We start from the raw sequence: 16,776 nt of genomic DNA on the forward strand, positions 1-16,776 counted from the left end.
ACCGCAACCTGGGCGCGGAACTGCGCCTGCTCCAGGACGTGGACCTGCTGGGCCGTACCCACACGCTGGCCACGGGCCTGCGGGCCTACCGCGCTACCACCGGGCGCCGGCAGCGGGGTACCGGCACCACGGGCGCGGACTATGACCTGACGCTCACGGGCGACGGCCGCTTCACCAACGAATTTGACTTTACCACCACCAATGCCGCCGCCTTTGCTGAGCTGCTGCTACACGCCGGTTCCCGCCTGAGCTTCACGCCGGGCGTGCGCTACGACTACCTGCGCAACACCGGCACCGGCTACCTGGGGCGCGCTGCCAACGGCAGCGAAAACCGCATTGCTGATCAGTCCAGCCAGCGCAATGTGCTGCTTTACGGCCTGGGCAGCGAGTTTCAGGTGTCGCCCACGACCAACCTGTATGCCAACTATTCGCGCGCTTTCCGGCCCGTGCTCTTCGGCGATTTGGTGCCCCCGGCCACCGCGGACGTCATCGATCCCAACCTGAAGGATGCGCGCGGCTATACTGCCGAGATCGGCTACCGCGGCAACTATAAGAACTGGGTGCGCTTCGACGTAGGTTACTTCTTTCTCAACTACGAAGACCGCATTGGCACCGTGCGGCGGCCCGTGCCGGGCGGCACTGTGGGCCAGACCCAACAGTTCCGCACCAACCTGGGCCGCACCCAAACGCACGGCCTGGAAGCCTACGCCGAGCTGGACTTGATTCATTCGATTACGGGCAACTTCAACTTGCCCCACCTGGACCTGTTTGCCGCGCTCAGCCTGCTCGACGCCCGGTATGGTAACCTGCCCGTGACCACGCTCACCGGCACGGGCGCCAGCACCCAGATTGTGGAAAGCAATCTGGAAGGAAAGTACGTGGAAAATGCCCCCCGCCAGACCCTGCGCACGGGCCTCACCTTCGCCCACCAGGGCTTGTCGGTGACGGGGCAGTTCAGTTACGTGGGCAAAGTGTACGCCGATGCTAGTAACACGGAGGAGCCGACGGCCAATGCCCAGACCGGGGCCATCCCGGCTTACCAGGTCGCCGACTTCTCCGCTACCTGGAAGCTGGGTCAGGAGGGCCGCTACCGGCTCAGCGGTGGGGTCAACAACGTGTTCGATGCCCGCTACTTTACCCGCCGGGCCGGCGGCTACCCCGGCCCCGGCATCCTGCCCGCCGATGGCCGCACCTGGTTTGCCGGCCTCGGCCTGACGCTGTAGCCGTGCGGGCGAACAGCGCAATTAAGCCAGACGAGGTGGGGTGAGGCTGAATCCGCGGGGGGTAGGAAATGGCCTGGGATGGGACCGCACGGGAGAGCCTACCCAGAAGCTGCCAGATAGCGGTGATGCCCTTTTGTTGAACAACATTTATGGATGCCCTGCCTACTTACTTACCCAGAAAACGCTTATTCCTGTCTGGGAACCTTTGCCAGAGCAAGACAATCAAAGCGTTAGCCGCCGTCCTCTAGCGGTTTTTGGGACGACATAAGAACGAGGCTGCCTACCTCAGGAGCTAAACAGAACAGAGGACCAGCGCCCCCCGCTGGTCCTCTGTTCTGTTTAGTAGACCGGCAAGGAGTAAAATCGCCAACGAACGAATTTGCCCTTAGTTAGGGGCGTTGCCCTTGGCGGCGACATGCCCGCGAAAGAGCAGGATATCTTTGTCGAAGAGGTAAATGCCGCTTTTGTCGTCGCCCACCAGTTCGAGCTTGTCGTTTAGCGTGCGGGCCAGGGCTTCCTCCTCCAACTGCTCCGAGACGTACCACTGCAAGAAGTTATGGGTGGCGAAGTCGCGCTCCTGCAGCGTGAGGCCCACCAACTCGTTGATGCTGGCCGAGACGGCGATTTCGTGCTGTAAAAAGTCCTGAAAGACCCGCTGCAGGGATTGGAAGGTAATGACGGGTTGGGCCAGGGCGGGCACGATGGCAAAGCCACCCCGTTCATTGACGTAGCGGATGAGCTTGAGCATGTGCACCCGCTCCTCCTGGCTTTGCTGGTAAAAGAAGGTGGTCACCCCGTCCAGACCGGGCTGAATTTCGGCCCAGGAGGCCATGGCCAAGTAGGCCTGGGACGATTGCGCTTCCATGGCAATCTGTTGGTTGAGCGCGTCTTTGATAGGGGCAGGGAGCATGGTCAGGCGGAGGAAGAAGACGATGAAGGGGGTCCTACGGGCGGGTCACGAGCCGCCTTTTTATCCCTACGTAATTCGCGCTCAAAGGGCTTCGGGCCTGGTCCAGCGCAACTCCTACCCCACTATTAGGCCTGATCATATGTACGACGATGGTCGGGCGACGTCCTGCTGGATTTGGTTGCCCTAACCCATGAACTATACGTCCTTCGTCTGCCCATCCTTCTTAAACCACCCCCTTCCGCGTTTACTACCCCTTGTTCCACGCGGCCTTCGCCGAGCGTCGCGCATTCGAAAAATTACTCTGGCAGCAACTCCTCGGAAAGACACAGTTTAGCAAACCCGAAACAAATTTTTAGATTAGTCTAAAAATAATTGATAGCTTTGGGAGTATCTCGGCCGAACCCCTGCCTGATACCCTCTTTAGCGTATGCGCCAGACCCGTTCTCTCTTGATTTGGCTGGCCCCAGCCCTCGCGCTGCTGTCTTCCTGCGAAACCCTGATGACCGGCCCCCCACCCGAGGACTCCCTCCTCGACGGCCCGGTGGCGGGCCTCACCACCGAGCAGTCGGGGCAGTTTTTGCGCGGCGACGTAGCCTTCAACGATGAGGTGTTTACCAGTGCCAACGGCCTGGGGCCGCTGTTCGTGAGCAACAGCTGCGGCAGCTGCCACGCCGGCGACGGCAAGGGCCACCCTGCTACCACGCTCACCCGCTTCGGGCAGGTGGACAGCACGGGCAATCCCTTCGCCGGGCGCCAGGGCCCCCAGCTCCAGCACCGCGCCTTGCCCGGCTTAATGCCCGAGGTGCTGCCGGCCGGCGTGGTCCACAGCCGCTTTACCCCCCCGGCTAACACCGGCCTGGGCTTCCTCGACGCCGTGCCCGACGACGCCCTGCTGGCCCTGGCCGATCCCAACGACCGCGACGGCGACGGCATCAGCGGCCGGCCCAACTGGATAACCGTGCCCGACTACGCCACCCTGCGGCCGGACGCCCGGCCCCGGGCGGGCAAGTACATCGGCCGCTTCGGCAAAAAAGCCGCCGCCTACGATTTGCTGCACCAAACGGCCTCGGCCTACAACCAGGACATGGGGGTCATCTCCTTTTTTGAAGACCGCGACCCGAACACTCACAACGTGCTCGACCCGGAGGTGAGCAACCAGAAAGTGCAGGACGTAGTGGCCTACCTCAAGTTCCTGAAAGCCCCCCAGCCCCGAGAAACCGAGCAGGCAGCCGTGCTAGCCGGTGAGCAGCTGTTTGTGCAGGTGGGCTGCGGCAAGTGCCACACGCCCGAGCTGCGCACCGGCGACTCCCCGGTAGCGGCCCTGGCTAACCGGCCCGTGCGGGCCTACACCGATCTGTTGCTGCACGACATGGGTCCCGGCCTTAACGACGGCTATACCGAAGGCAGCGCCCAGCCGGCCGAGTGGCGCACCCCGCCGCTCTGGGGCCTGGGTCTCTCACCCAACTCGCAGGGAGGCAGCTATTTCCTCTTGCACGACGGCCGTGCCCGCAGCATCGAAGCCGCCATCGCGCAGCACGGCGGTGAGGCCACGGGCAGCCGCGACCGGCACGACCGGCTCAGCGCCGCCGAGCAGCGCCAGCTGGTAGACTTTCTGAAAAGCTTGTAATCGGGCTCCCTTAACTATCACCATCCTTATGAATCGTCGGCAATTTATTGGACGCGGCTGCGGGGCCTGCCTCGGGGCGGTGGCCCTGGGCACCGGGCTAAGCGGCTGCGCTACCACCCGCTACGCGGCCACCACGCTCACCGCGGACGGCGTCCGGGTGGCCCTGCGCGAGTTTGTCATTGAGGGCAGCTCGCCGGTGGCGTACCGCCCCTTCGTGGTGGTGCGCGATGAGGCCCTGCGCTTTCCTATCTGCGTGTTCCGCTTCGGCGAGACCGATTACTCGGCCCTGTGGATGCAGTGCGCCCACCAGGGAGCCGAGCTGCAGGCCAGCGGAACGGCCCTGCAGTGCCCGGCCCACGGCAGCGAGTTCGACAGCCGCGGCCAGGTCACCAACGGGCCGGCCGCCGCGCCGCTGCGCAGCTTTCCGGTCCGCGTGGCCGGCACTGACTTATTCCTGGACTTACGGGCCGCGTCATGAAGAAGCTCCTGACCCTGTTGCTGCTGGCCGTGACGGGCCCGGCCCTGGCGCAAATTGACCCTACGCTGCTGCGCGACCCCGGGCTGCTGCGCCGCGTGCCCACTGACACCACGGGTCGGCCCCAGCTCAATATGGACGCCGTCTACAACCGCCCGTTTCTGCAGGCCGGGCGCCTGCCCGTGGCCCTGGGCGGCTACGTGGAAGCAAACTATCAGAACGGCCGCACGGACGGCATCGGCGAGGGCCACCAGTTTCAGATGCGGCGCGTAACCCTGTTCGTGTCCTCGGCCATCAGCAAGCGGGTCAAGTTTCTGACTGAAATTGAGTTCGAGGACGGCACCAAGGAAATCAACATTGAGTTCGCCTCCGTCGACTTTGAGTTCAGCCCCCTGCTCAACGTGCGCGGCGGCATCGTGATGAACCCCATCGGGGCCTTCAACCAGAACCACGATGGCCCGAAGTGGGAGTTCGTGGATCGGCCGATTGCGGCCACCCAGCTGCTGCCCGCCACCTGGAGCAACGTGGGGGCCGGCTTCTTCGGCAAAAAGTACACTGACCGCTGGGTGTTTGCCTACGAAGCCTACCTGACCAACGGCTTCGACAACTCAGTCGTCGACAACGCCGAGAGCCGCACTTTTTTGCCGGCCAGCAAGGCCAACCCCGACCGCTTCGAGGAAAACTTCAACGGGCAGCTGCTGACCACCGCCAAGGTGGCTTTGCGGCGGCAGAAGGTGGGCGAGCTGGGGCTCTCGCACATGGGTCAGGTCTACAACAAGTTCGAGGATGACGGCCTGGTGCTGGATCAGAAGCGCCGGCTCGACGTGTGGGCCGTGGACGCCAACACCACCCTGCCCGGCTCCGGCACGGCCCTGACCGGGGAGTGGGCCTGGGTGCGGGTAAACGTGCCCGACAACTACGCCCCACAGTACGGGGGCCGCCAAATTGGCGGCTTCCTGGACCTGGTGCAGCCCGTGCGCAAGGGCCGGGTGTTCGGCTACGAACACGCGGTGCTCAATGCCGGCCTGCGCTTAGAATACGTGGACTGGAACCGGAACCGGTTCACGGAAACCGGCGGGGCCATCGGCGACGAGACCTGGGCCCTGGTGCCGGCCCTGAGTTGGCGGTCCTCCCCCTTGACGGTGGTGCGCCTGAACTACCGCCAGCAGTGGGCCCGCGACTTTCTGGGCAACCCCTCGGTTCGGTCGGCCACCGTGCAGTTGGGACTATCTTCTTATTTCTAATTCGGAACCGTCGCGGGGCCCGCGTCCATACAAGTACAATGTATGCATTAGTGTGAACGCTTACTTTACCATCCGTAAGTCTACCTGTCGTTGGCCACACGGTCTGGCCCAGACAATCTGGTGCGACTACTAACCAAACCTTATCGGGCTGGCACACGTGTTAATTACGACCAGCCGTTACTGATGCATGCCCTTTCCAACCTTTTTTTGCTAGCGGCCGCGCTGGTCTTGCCGGCGCTGGCGGTGCCCTTGTTGCTGGCCGGGGCGCCCGCGGGCGAACCAAGCCGGCCTTCCTCGGTTGAAGCTGACGTGCGGCAAACCCTGCTCGCGTATCGCCACGCTCGCCAAGTCGGCGACTCCGCGGCCGCCCTCGTGGCGTTTACCCTCTCAGCCTGGACGGTAGACCGGGCGGAACGCCCCGGGCACGCCCGCTTTGTGCGGCTGGCCGGCTGCCGCGGCTGGTGCCGCCCCGCCCTACCCCTGCAGGACTACCGGGTAAGGGTCCTGACCGATTCAACCCGCTCGCTGGCCGTGGAAACGTATTGCCTGTCCGAGCCTGTTTCTGCGGCAGCGCGGCGCCAGGTGCGGCGCTGCTACACGGCGGTCTCCGTGCTTACCTGCCAGCAAGGCCAGTGGCTGATTGATTCGCAAACCTTGTCCGGGCAGTTGCCAGATTAACCCCTGGTTGTATCCTTATTGGTGCGCATTTCGTAGGTTTGCACCATCCCGTCTTGCTTGCATGCGATTCCTCTCCATCTTTTTTGCCTGTTACCTAGCTGTGTTGGCTTGTCTGCCGTGCGTAGACCGGGAGCCAGTGCGCGCGGATAGCCTGCAGACGTTGGTCACCGCGGCCTCTCAGCAGGAGGCAGGTTCGCATGCGGGATTGGATTGGTGCACCCCCATGTGTCAGTGTCAGTGCTGCGCGAGTACCTCGCTGCCGCTTGCCCTGGGTGTTCCCTTGGTCGTGCAGCCCCGGACGTATTACGCGCCCAGTCGCTTTGCCCGGCTAGCGCCCCCCGGCCCCCGGCACCTGCCGGGCACCATCTGGCAGCCTCCGCAAGCCTAGTTTCCTCTTTCTTCCGGTCCCTTCTGGGAACGGGTGCCCTGTGGTGCCCGCTCCCCGTGACGCGTGCACCCGTTTCGCGGTGCTCGGACCCTGCCGTCGTTGAGCCTTCCGGTGCTCCGGCCGCCCTAAGTCAGGATTTCTAGCCTTTTTCCCCAGCCAGCATGTTTGACCGGCTCATTCATTTTTCCATCCACAATAAGCTCATCATTGGGATACTGACCCTGGCGCTCATCGCCTGGGGCGGCTACTCCCTGAGCCGGCTGCCGATTGATGCGGTGCCGGATATTACCACCAACCAGGTCGTCGTCTACACCGTGGCCCCTTCCCTGGCCGCTAGCGACATTGAGCGGCTGGTGTCCTTTCCCATCGAGCAAAGCCTGGCCACCATCCCGGACCGTGAGGAGGTGCGCTCCTTCTCCCGCTTTGGCCTCTCGGTGGTCACCATCGTCTTCGAGGACGGGGTCGACATCTACTGGGCCCGCCAGCAGGTGGCCGAGCGCCTGCGCGAAGCCGAAAGTCAGATCCCCGCAGGCATCGGCCGGCCCGAGCTGGCCCCGGTCACCACCGGCCTGGGCGAAATCTACCAATACCTGGTGCGGGCCAAGCCCGGCTACGAAAAGAAGTACGGTGCGCGCGAGCTGCGCACGATTCAGGACTGGATTGTGCGGCGCCAGCTGCTGGGCACGCCCGGCGTGGCCGACGTGGCCAGCTTCGGGGGGCTGCTCAAGCAGTACGAAATTGCCCTGGACCCCACGCGCCTGCGCTCCCTGAACGTGACCATCGAGCAGGTACACCAGGCCGTGGCCGCCAACAACCAGAACGCCGGCGGCGCCTACCTCGACCAGAAGCCCACGGCCTACTTTATCCGCACCGAAGGCCTGGCCGAGAACGCGGCCGACCTGGGTAACATCGTCGTGCGCAACACCCAGGGCGGCCTGCCCGTGCTGGTGCGCGACGTGGCCGACGTGCGCCTGGGCTCGGCCGTGCGCTACGGGGCCATGACCCGCAACGGGGAAGGCGAAGTCACCGGCGGCATTGTGCTCATGCTCAAGGGCGCCAACGCTAACGACGTCATTAAAGATGTGAAAGCGCGCATGGCCACGGTGGAGAAATCCTTGCCCGAGGGCGTGGCCATCGACGTGTATCTGGACCGCTCCGAGCTGGTGGGCCGGGCCATCGGCACCGTGAAAACCAATTTGATTGAGGGGGCCCTGATCGTGCTCTTCGTGCTCATCCTGTTCCTGGGCAACTGGCGGGCGGGCTTAGTCGTAGCCTCCGTCATTCCGCTGGCCATGCTCTTTGCCATTGCCATGATGCAGCTCTTCGGCGTGTCGGGCAACCTGCTCTCGCTCGGCGCCATCGACTTCGGGCTGGTCGTGGACGGGGCCGTCATCATCGTCGAAGCCATCGTGCACCGCCTGCACGGCGGGCAGCTGCAGGTGCCGGGTAACCGCCTGAGCAGCGACCAGATGAACGAGGAAACCTATACGGCCGCCGCCAAAATCCGCTCCTCGGCCGCCTTTGGCGAAATCATTATTCTCATCGTGTATTTGCCCCTGCTGGCGCTCGTCGGCATCGAGGGCAAGATGTTCCGGCCCATGGCCCAGACTGTGGCCTTCGCCATTATCGGCGCCTTTATCCTCTCGCTCACTTACGTGCCCATGATGGCGGCGCTGGCCCTTAGTCGCAACACCGCGCACCAACCGAACTTCTCGGACCGGATGATGCGCTGGCTCGAAGCCCGTTACCGCCCCCTGCTCGAGTGGGCCCTGCGCCGCAAGGCCGTGGTGCTCACGGCCGCCGTGGCTCTGTTTGCGGGATCCCTGCTGCTGTTCCGCACCCTGGGAGGCGAGTTTATTCCCCAGCTATCGGAAGGGGATTTTGCTGTGGAAATGCGTACGCTCACGGGCTCCTCGCTGAGCTACACCGTGGATAAAAGCCTGCAGGCGGGCGCCATTCTCAAAGAGCAGTTCCCCGAAGTCCAGGAGGTAGTCGCCAAAATTGGGGCCGCCGAGATTCCCACCGACCCCATGCCGGTGGAAGCGGCCGACGTGATGGTGATTCTGGAAAAAGACCCGGACAAGTGGACCTCCGCGGGCAACCGCGAGGAGCTGGCCGAAAAGATGGCCGAAGCGCTGAGCGTCATCCCGGGCGTCACCTTCGGCTTTCAGCAGCCCATTCAGATGCGTTTCAACGAATTGATTTCGGGGGCCAAGCAAGACGTGGTGCTCAAAATCTACGGCGAGGATCTGCAACAGCTGGCCTCCTACGCCGAGCAGGCTGCCCGCCTGGTGCGCCGGGTCGAAGGGGCCGAGGACGTGTACGTGGAGCAGGTCACGGGCCTGCCCCAGATTGTGGTCAAGCTGGACCGCAATCGCCTGGCCCGCTTCGGCCTGAATGCCGACGACGTGAACCGCACGGTGCAGACCGCCTTTGCCGGGCAGACCGCCGGCCTGCTCTTTGAGCAGGAACGCCGCTTCGACGTGGTGCTGCGCCTGGCTCCCGAGCTGCGTCAGAACATCAGCCAGGTGCGCCAATTGCTCATCGCCACCCCGGCGGGCGAGCAGGTTCCCCTGGAGCAGGTGGCCACGGTGGACCTGCAGGAGGGCCCCAACCAGATTCAGCGCGATGATGCCAAGCGCCGCATCTCCGTGGCCTTCAACGTGCGGGGCCGCGACGTGGAGAGTGTGGTCACGGAGTTACAGGGCCGGGTGGAGCAGCAAATCAAGTTCGCGCCCGGCTACTACACCACCTACGGCGGCCAGTTTGAGAACCTGCGCGAGGCCACCGAGCGGCTGAGCATCGCCGTGCCCGTGGCCCTGGGGCTCATTTTTACCCTGCTGTTCTTCACCTTTGGCTCCCTCAAGCAGTCAGTGCTCATCTTCACTGCCATTCCGCTCTCGGCCATCGGCGGGGTGCTAGCGTTGTGGCTGCGGGGCATGCCCTTTAGCATCTCGGCCGGCGTGGGATTCATTGCCCTGTTCGGCGTGGCCGTACTCAACGGCATCGTGCTCATTGGTTACTTTAATCAACTCAAGGACGAAGGCCACAGCGACCTTTACCAGCGCATTCTGGAAGGCACCCAGGTGCGTTTGCGGCCCGTGCTGATGACGGCTACTGTCGCCTCGCTGGGCTTCCTGCCCATGGCCCTGTCGCAGTCGGCGGGCGCGGAAGTGCAGCGCCCCCTAGCCACGGTAGTCATCGGGGGATTGGTTACGGCCACCCTGCTCACCCTGCTCGTGTTGCCCGTACTGTATGCTCTGTCCGAGCGCCAGTCGAAACCAAAGGGAGAAGAAAAGCGACACGCTACGGCCACTATCCCCGTGTCGGTGGTGCTGCTCGTGCTGGGTAGTTTGCTCACCGCGGCGCCCGCCCGGGCCCAAGGGCCGCTGACCGCCAACCAGGCGGTGGGCCAGGCCCTGCAGGCCAACGGCACGGTGCAGGCCGCCCAACGTTCCCTGGAAGCCCAGCAGGCCCTGCGCCGCACGGCTTTTGACGTGGGTCGCACCACCCTCCTGGGCAACTACGGGCAGGTGAACTCCCCGCTCGCCGACAACGTGCTCAGCATCGGTCAGTCGCTGGCCCTGCCGGGCTACTACAAGGCCCAGGCGGGCCTGAGCCAGGCGCAGATTGCCACCCGCGAGCAGCAGCTCCGGCAGGTACAGGCCCAGCTGCGCCGGCAAGTGCGGCTGACCTACGAGCAGGCCGTGCACGCCCGGCACCGCCTGCGCACCTTGCGCGGGCAGGACAGCATCTATACCGAGTTCTTGCGCGCCGCGAACCTGCGGTTTAAAACCGGGGAAGTAAACCGGCTGGAGCCGGCTAACGCCCTCATCCAGCAGGGGGAAACCCAAAACCTGCTGGCCCAAGTCCAGGCGGACCTGGTGGTGGCCCAGCGGCAGCTCCAGGCCCTGCTGCAAGCTCCCCAACCCGTGGCCGTGGCGGACAGCACGCTGCAGCGCCTCGCGGCCCCGGTAGCCTCGCCTGACTCCGCCCAGCTAACCGCCACGCCCCAGGCGCTGGCGCTGCGGCAGCAGCTGGCCGAGCGCCGGGCCGAAACCCGGGTGGAACGGGCCCAGGGCTTGCCCCAGGTAAACGTGGGCTACACCAACCAGACCTTGCGCGGCACCTACGAGGTGGACGGGCGCCCCCAGACCTACGGGACCGGCGACCGGTTCCAGAGCGTGCAGGCCGGCGTAGCCATCCCCCTGCTGCGCGGGGCCCAGAAGGCCCGGGTGCAGGCCGCCCAGCTGCAGGAGCAGGTGGCCACGGCCCAGTACCAGCGCTACCAAGCCGAGGCCGCGGCCCAGCTCGACGAGCTGCGCGTGCGCCTGCAGGAGCAGCAGCGGCGGGTGCAGTTTTACGAGCAGACGGGCTTGCCCCAGGCCACGACCATCGTGCGCCTGAGCCAGCTCTCTTACAAGGCCGGCGAAACCACCTACTCCGAACTACTCCTTAACCTGGAGCGCGCGCTGAGCGTGCGCACGGCCTATCTCGACGCCGTGCTTGAGCACAACCAAACTGTTATCGACCTGGACTACCTGCTCGGCACGGCGGTCCAGTAACCCTTCTCTCGACTTACTACTCATGAAGAACCTAGCATCCCTAGCGCTGTTGCTGGCCCTGACCTTGGTCGGCTGCAGCAAGGAAAACGAAACCGCCGACGCGGACCACGCCGAGGCCACCACCGCGGCCGGGGGTCATGCCGGGGAGGAAGGCGGGGAGGAAGCCCACGAGGGCGAGGAAGCCGCCGATGTGGTGACCCTTACCGCCGCCGAGCAACAGGCCGGCGGGCTGAAAACCGGCCCCCTGGCTTCCCGCCCTATGGGCACGGGCCTGGCCGTGACCGGCACGCTGGACGTGCCCCCGGAAAGCGCCGTGTCTATCACGGCTCCATTGGGCGGCTTCGTGGACCATACGGAACTACTGCAGGGCGCCCGGGTGCGCAAGGGCGAGGTGCTGGCCACCATCCGCAACCCCGAGTTTGTAACCCTGCAGCAGGACTACCTGGAAACCCGCGCCCGCCTGGAGTATGCCCGCACCGAGCTGGCCCGCCAGAAGGAGCTTTACGAGCAGGAAGTGGCCCCGCAGAAAAACTACCAGCGGGCCCAAGCCGACTACAACGCCCTGCAGGTCCAAACCAATGCCCAGGCGGCCCGGCTGCGGCTGGCTGGCCTGCCGGTAGGCGGAAAGATAGTCACCACGGCTAGCATCCGCGCCCCGCGGGCGGGCTTCGTGCGGGCCGTCAACGTGACGGTGGGCCAAGCCGTGACGGCCACCGATGCCCTGTTTGAAATTGTGGACCCCGAGCACCTGCACGTGGAGCTCACCGTGTTTGAGCGCGACGTAGCCCGGGTGCAGAACGGGCAGCTCATTCGCTTTACCCTGGCCAGCGACTCCACCGGTACCCGCCGCGAGCGCACGGCCCGGGTATACCTGGTGGGCAAAGCCATCGGCGCGGACCGCACCGTGCGCGTGCACGGCCACCTGGACGAGGAAAACGACCCGGCCCTGCTGCCCGGCCTCTACGTGCGGGCCCTGATTGAAACCGGCCGCAGCCAGGCCCCCACCCTGCCGGACGCGGCCCTGGTGCGCTTTGAGAGCCAGAACTACGTTTTTGCCGTGGAAGCCGCCGGGCGCTACCGCCTGGTGCCCGTGACGCTGAGCCGCAGCGAGGACGGCTATACCGAAGTTATCCTGCCCGAGACCGTGGCAGCCACCACCACTTTCGTCACGGACGGCGCCTACTCGCTGCTGGCCAAGCTGAAAAACGCCGAGGAGGAAGGCGAGGGCCATTGAGGCCTTCGCCCGCTTCCTCCAGCATTCCACCTTCTTCCCGGAACCATGCAGTACCTACAACCCTTGGCCGCCTTTATTCTGGCGGGACTCTGCGAAATCGGCGGGGGCTACCTGGTCTGGCAGTGGCTCAAGGCCGACCGACCCGGGTGGATGGGGCTCCTAGGCGCCATCCTGCTGGTGCTGTATGGCTGGGTGGCGACGTGGCAACCCACTGCCTTCGGCAAAACCTACGCCGTCTACGGGGGCATTTTCGTGGTTATGTCCATTGCCTGGGGGTGGTACTTCGATGGTTACCGGCCCGACCGATTCGACTTGCTGGGCGGGTCGATCGTGCTGCTCGGCATTGGCATCATGCTCTTCTGGCCCCGGTCCTAATTCCTTACTTGGCAATAGCTTAACCCCAGCGCTTTGCGGCTCGCTACAATGCAAAAGCGGTGGCTCCTCGCTACTCACATCCGTTCCATCGTATGGCTCATCCCCTCGAAGATACCCTGATCGCCAAGCAGATAACGCCCACGGCCATGCGCCTGCTGGTGCTCGACGTGCTGGTCCAGCACCCAGCGGCGCTAAGCCTAACCGACGTTGAGGCTTTGCTCCAGCCCGCCGACCGCATCACCGTGCACCGCACGCTGAAAACCTTCACCGACAAGGGCCTGGTGCACCGCATCGAGGACGGCAGCGGCGCCGTCAAGTTTGCGCTCTGCGAACCCAGCTGTACGCCTGAGCACCACCAGGACTTGCACGTGCATTTCTTCTGCACCCGCTGCCGGGAAACGGCCTGCCTGCCCACGGTGGCCGTGCCGGTCATTGCCCTGCCCGGCGCCTACCAGGTGCAGGAAACCAGCCTGGTGATGAAGGGCCTGTGCGCCCGCTGCGCGGACGCTACTTTACCCCCCGCCTAAACAATGCAATAGCATTGCATCGCCCCTAGCCCGAGGTTTGTCCTCGTAACCGGCGGTGCGCTTTTCCTGACCCCGCTTCCCATGTTTGAACTACTCACCGGTGCCTTTGTGCTGAGTCTACTCCACGCCGCCATTCCCAACCACTGGGCGCCCGTGCTGGCCGTAGCGCGGGCCGAAGGCTGGCCCCTGCGACGGGCGGTGGGGGTGACGCTGGTGGCCGGCCTCGCGCACGTGCTCAGCACCGTAGGCATCGGGCTGGCCCTGGGTTTGCTGGGTTGGCGCCTCTCGGCTCGCTTCGAGCAGTTTGCCGGCGGGGTAGCGCCGCTGCTGCTCATTGCCATTGGCCTGCTCTACGCCTTTTCCGGGCCCGGTCATACCCACCCTGACCTGCGGCCGCTCAGCCGGCGCCCGCCCCGCCGACGCGTGGTGCTAGGGCTGGCCGCGACGATGTTCCTGGCCCCGTGCCTGGAGATTCAGACCTTCTTTTTAGCTGCCGGCACCCACGGCCCGGCGGCCCTGGCCCTGCTTATGAGCGTGTACCTACTGGCTTCCGTGTCGGCTATGTGCGCCCTGGTGGCGCTGGCCCACCGCAGCCTGCAGGGCCTCAACGTCGACGGACTGGCCCGGCACGAACGGCAGCTGACGGGCGCGGTGCTCGTGCTGGTGGGCGTGGCCAGCTTTTTCGTGGACTGGTAGCCGCCGGCTGGCCGCTCCTGTATTTTTTTAACCAGACGCTTCTTTTCCTATGCCTGACCCAACCTCCTCCAACACCGACGAAGAGCTCAACACTGCCAAGCAGGTGCAGCTCGAAAACGTGGGCGCCCTCACCCGCGAGCAGCTCACGCCCGACGCGGCCGCCAATCCCGAAGGCCACGACGTGCCCGGTCACGACCACACGGGCCACAACCACCCCGTTGGTAAAAAGGTCGTCGACCTGGGTGGTCAGGCCACCGAGGCGCACGCCGGCCACGACCACGGCGATGGGGACCACGACCACGGCCCGGCCAGTGCCAACCCCTACCTGTGGCCCGGGGTGAGTTTGGCCCTGCTGCTGGGCGGCCTGGCCATGGACTATTTCGACGTGGCCTGGTTTGCTGACTACGTGCGCCTGGGCTGGTATGGCGTGGCCTTCCTGCTCGTGGGCTGGAAGGTTATCCGCTCGGCCCTGCAGAGCATCCCCTCGGGCAACATCTTCAACGAGTTTCTGCTCATGAGCCTGGCCACGCTCGGGGCCTTTGCCATCGGCGAGTACCCGGAAGGCGTGGCCGTGATGCTATTCTACACTGTGGGCGAGCTGTTTCAGGACGCGGCCGTGAACCGGGCCAAGCGCAGCATCCGAGCCCTGCTCGAAATCCAGGCCACCGAAGTCACCGTCATCCGCAACGGGCAAACGGTGGTCCTGGACCCCAAGCAGGTCGTGGTGGGGGATACCATCGAGGTCAAGCCCGGCGAGAAAGTAGCCCTGGACGGCACGCTGGCCAAAGGCCCGGCTTCGTTCAACACGGCGGCACTTACGGGGGAATCGGTGCCGCAGACCAAGCAGGCCGGCGAAGTGGTACTGGCCGGCATGGTCAACCTGGAGTCGCTGATTCAGGTGGCGGTTACGGCAAGTTATAAAGACACCAAGCTGGCCAAGATTCTGGCCATGGTGCAGGACGCGGTGGGGCGCAAGGCCAAAACCCAGCAGTTCATCACCAAGTTCGCCAAGGTCTACACGCCCATCGTGGTGGCCCTGGCCGTGCTGCTCATCGTGGTGCCCTACTTCGTGGTGGATGATTACGTGTTTCGCATCTGGCTCTACCGGGCCCTGGTGTTTCTGGTGATTTCCTGCCCCTGCGCGCTGGTCATCAGCATTCCGCTGGGCTACTTCGGCGGCATCGGGGCGGCGTCCAAAAACGGCATCCTGTTCAAGGGCTCCAACTTCCTGGATTTAATGCGCGAGCTCGACACGGTGGTCATGGACAAGACCGGCACGCTCACCCAGGGCGTGTTTGCCGTGCAGCAGGTGCAGCCAGCGGCCGGCCTCGACGCCCCGCAGCTGCTGCGCCTGGTGGGCGCGCTGGAAACCAAATCGACCCACCCCATCGCCAAGGCCGTGGTGCTCCACGTGGGCGCCGCCACGGCCGGGGTACCCGTCGAAAACGTGGAGGAAATCAGTGGCCACGGCATGCGCGGTCGGGTTGACGGGCGCGACGTGCTCGCGGGCAACACCAAGCTGCTCACCAAGTTTGGCGTGGCCTACCCGGCTGAAGTCGACCAAATCGTTGACAGCATCGTGGTAGCGGCCGTAGACGGGAAGTACGCCGGCTACCTGACCGTAGCCGACGCGCCCAAGGAAGATGCCGTCCGCACGGTGCAGGAGCTGCGGGCCGATGGCATCACCAAAATCGTGATGCTCTCCGGCGACAAGGACAGCATTACGCAGCGGGTGGCCAAGGAACTCGGCATTGACGAGGCCCACGGCGGGCTGCTGCCCGAAGACAAAGCCCACTACGTGCAGCAGTACAAGGATGCGGGCCGCAAGCTGGCCTTCGTGGGCGATGGGGTCAACGATGCGCCGGTGGTGGCCCTGGCCGACGTGGGCATTGCCATGGGGGGTCTGGGTTCGGACGCCACCATCGAAACGGCAGACGTCGTGATTCAAACCGACCACCCCAGCAAGATTGCCACCGCCCGGCGCATCGCCCGCGCCACCCACTCGGTGGTGTGGCAGAACATCTGGCTGGCCTTTGTTGTCAAGGGCATCGTGCTGGCCCTGGGCGCCGGGGGCCTGGCCACCATGTGGGAAGCGGTGTTTGCCGACGTGGGCGTGGCCCTGCTGGCTATTCTTAACGCCGTACGCATCCAGCGCATGGACTACGCCACGCCCGGGGTGGTAGCTAGTGGTCCGCCCGCGCTGGCTCCGCCCCCCGCCGCCGCGCCCTCGGTTATTGAGAAAATGCCCGCGGAGCTGCGGCAGGGCCCCCACCACCATAATGACTCGACTTTATGAGTGGCGCCCACGGGATGAGCGGCAGCGCCGCCGGGCGCAATAAGCGCCAGTTGACCATCGTCTTTTTTCTGACCCTGGCCTACCTGGTCGCCGAAGTCATCGGCGGCTACTTCACCGGCAGCCTAGCCCTGCTGGCTGACGCGGGCCACATGCTCACCGACGTGGCCGGCGTGGGCCTGGCCCTGCTAGCCATCCGCTTCGCCGAGAAGCCCGCCACCCCCGAGCGCACCTACGGCTACTACCGCTTTGAAATTTTGGCGGCCCTCACCAACGCGGTGGTGCTCATCCTGATTTCGCTCTACATCCTCTACGAGGCTTATTTCCGCTTTCTCAATCCGCCCAAGGTGGAGAGCACCACCATGCTGTGGGTCGCCAGCGTGGGGCTGATCATCAACCTGTACTGCATGTATTTGCTGCGCCAGGGCAAAAGTGAAAGTCTGAACATGAAAGGCGCCTACTTCGAGGTGCTCTCGGACATGCTCACCTCCATCGGTGTCATCGCGGCGGGCATCCTCATGCTCACCACCGGCTGGTACTA

14 protein-coding genes are annotated in these 16,776 nt (G+C 64.8%); 13 read left to right on the forward strand and 1 reads right to left on the reverse strand.

Features of this window, described 5'->3' with window-relative positions:
• Window positions 1-1,223: TonB-dependent receptor family protein (locus H8B13_RS20580; RefSeq protein ID WP_187312676.1), on the forward strand; the 1,223-nt coding region annotated here is incomplete at its 5' end.
• A gap of 385 nt (window positions 1,224-1,608) precedes the next feature.
• Here the strand turns inward: H8B13_RS20580 and H8B13_RS20585 are convergent.
• Complete coding sequence (locus H8B13_RS20585; RefSeq protein ID WP_133270990.1) at window positions 1,609-2,133, reverse strand: ferritin; 525 nt, start codon at window positions 2,131-2,133, stop codon at window positions 1,609-1,611.
• 427 nt (window positions 2,134-2,560) lie between these two features.
• Here H8B13_RS20585 and H8B13_RS20590 point away from each other — a divergent pair, with 427 nt between their 5' ends.
• The 12 genes from H8B13_RS20590 to H8B13_RS20645 all read left to right on the forward strand — a co-directional run.
• Window positions 2,561-3,760 carry a di-heme oxidoredictase family protein gene (locus H8B13_RS20590; RefSeq protein ID WP_166075269.1) on the forward strand — a complete coding sequence of 400 codons (1,200 nt, stop codon included), beginning with the start codon at window positions 2,561-2,563 and terminating at the stop codon, window positions 3,758-3,760.
• A 28-nt stretch (window positions 3,761-3,788) separates the two neighbouring features.
• Window positions 3,789-4,238: a Rieske (2Fe-2S) protein gene (locus H8B13_RS20595; RefSeq protein ID WP_133270991.1), complete on the forward strand. Its 450-nt coding sequence runs from the start codon at window positions 3,789-3,791 to the stop codon at window positions 4,236-4,238.
• A complete protein-coding gene (locus H8B13_RS20600; RefSeq protein ID WP_133270992.1) occupies window positions 4,235-5,479 on the forward strand; it encodes a hypothetical protein in 1,245 nt (414 codons plus the stop codon). The genes H8B13_RS20595 and H8B13_RS20600 overlap by 4 nt, the downstream gene beginning before the upstream one ends.
• A 90-nt stretch (window positions 5,480-5,569) precedes the next feature.
• Window positions 5,570-6,157, forward strand: coding sequence for a hypothetical protein (locus H8B13_RS20605; RefSeq protein WP_133270993.1), 588 nt, complete (start codon window positions 5,570-5,572; stop codon window positions 6,155-6,157).
• 61 nt (window positions 6,158-6,218) lie between these two features.
• Window positions 6,219-6,545, forward strand: coding sequence for a DUF6660 family protein (locus tag H8B13_RS20610; RefSeq protein ID WP_133270994.1), 327 nt, complete (start codon window positions 6,219-6,221; stop codon window positions 6,543-6,545).
• Window positions 6,546-6,706: 161 nt separating this feature from the next.
• The gene (locus H8B13_RS20615; RefSeq protein WP_133270995.1) at window positions 6,707-11,110 is read left to right on the forward strand and encodes a CusA/CzcA family heavy metal efflux RND transporter; all 4,404 of its coding nucleotides are present in this window, start codon (window positions 6,707-6,709) and stop codon (window positions 11,108-11,110) included.
• Window positions 11,111-11,132: 22 nt separating this feature from the next.
• The gene (locus H8B13_RS20620; protein ID WP_166075270.1) at window positions 11,133-12,344 is read left to right on the forward strand and encodes an efflux RND transporter periplasmic adaptor subunit; all 1,212 of its coding nucleotides are present in this window, start codon (window positions 11,133-11,135) and stop codon (window positions 12,342-12,344) included.
• Between the two features lie 45 nt (window positions 12,345-12,389).
• Window positions 12,390-12,719 carry a YnfA family protein gene (locus H8B13_RS20625; RefSeq protein ID WP_133270997.1) on the forward strand — a complete coding sequence of 110 codons (330 nt, stop codon included), beginning with the start codon at window positions 12,390-12,392 and terminating at the stop codon, window positions 12,717-12,719.
• Between the two features lie 92 nt (window positions 12,720-12,811).
• On the forward strand, window positions 12,812-13,246 hold the full coding sequence (locus H8B13_RS20630) for a Fur family transcriptional regulator (RefSeq protein ID WP_133270998.1): 435 nt from the start codon (window positions 12,812-12,814) through the stop codon (window positions 13,244-13,246).
• Between the two features lie 81 nt (window positions 13,247-13,327).
• Entirely contained in the window at window positions 13,328-13,942 is a 615-nt protein-coding gene (locus H8B13_RS20635) for a hypothetical protein (protein WP_166075271.1), read from the forward strand.
• A gap of 49 nt (window positions 13,943-13,991) precedes the next feature.
• Window positions 13,992-16,238 carry a heavy metal translocating P-type ATPase gene (locus tag H8B13_RS20640; RefSeq protein WP_133271000.1) on the forward strand — a complete coding sequence of 749 codons (2,247 nt, stop codon included), beginning with the start codon at window positions 13,992-13,994 and terminating at the stop codon, window positions 16,236-16,238.
• Window positions 16,235-16,776 (forward strand): cation diffusion facilitator family transporter (locus H8B13_RS20645; protein WP_187312677.1); only part of this gene is annotated, 542 nt, incomplete at its 3' end. The genes H8B13_RS20640 and H8B13_RS20645, both read left to right, overlap by 4 nt.

Source organism: Hymenobacter sp. BT188, assembly GCF_014333585.1.
Lineage (GTDB): Bacteria > Bacteroidota > Bacteroidia > Cytophagales > Hymenobacteraceae > Hymenobacter.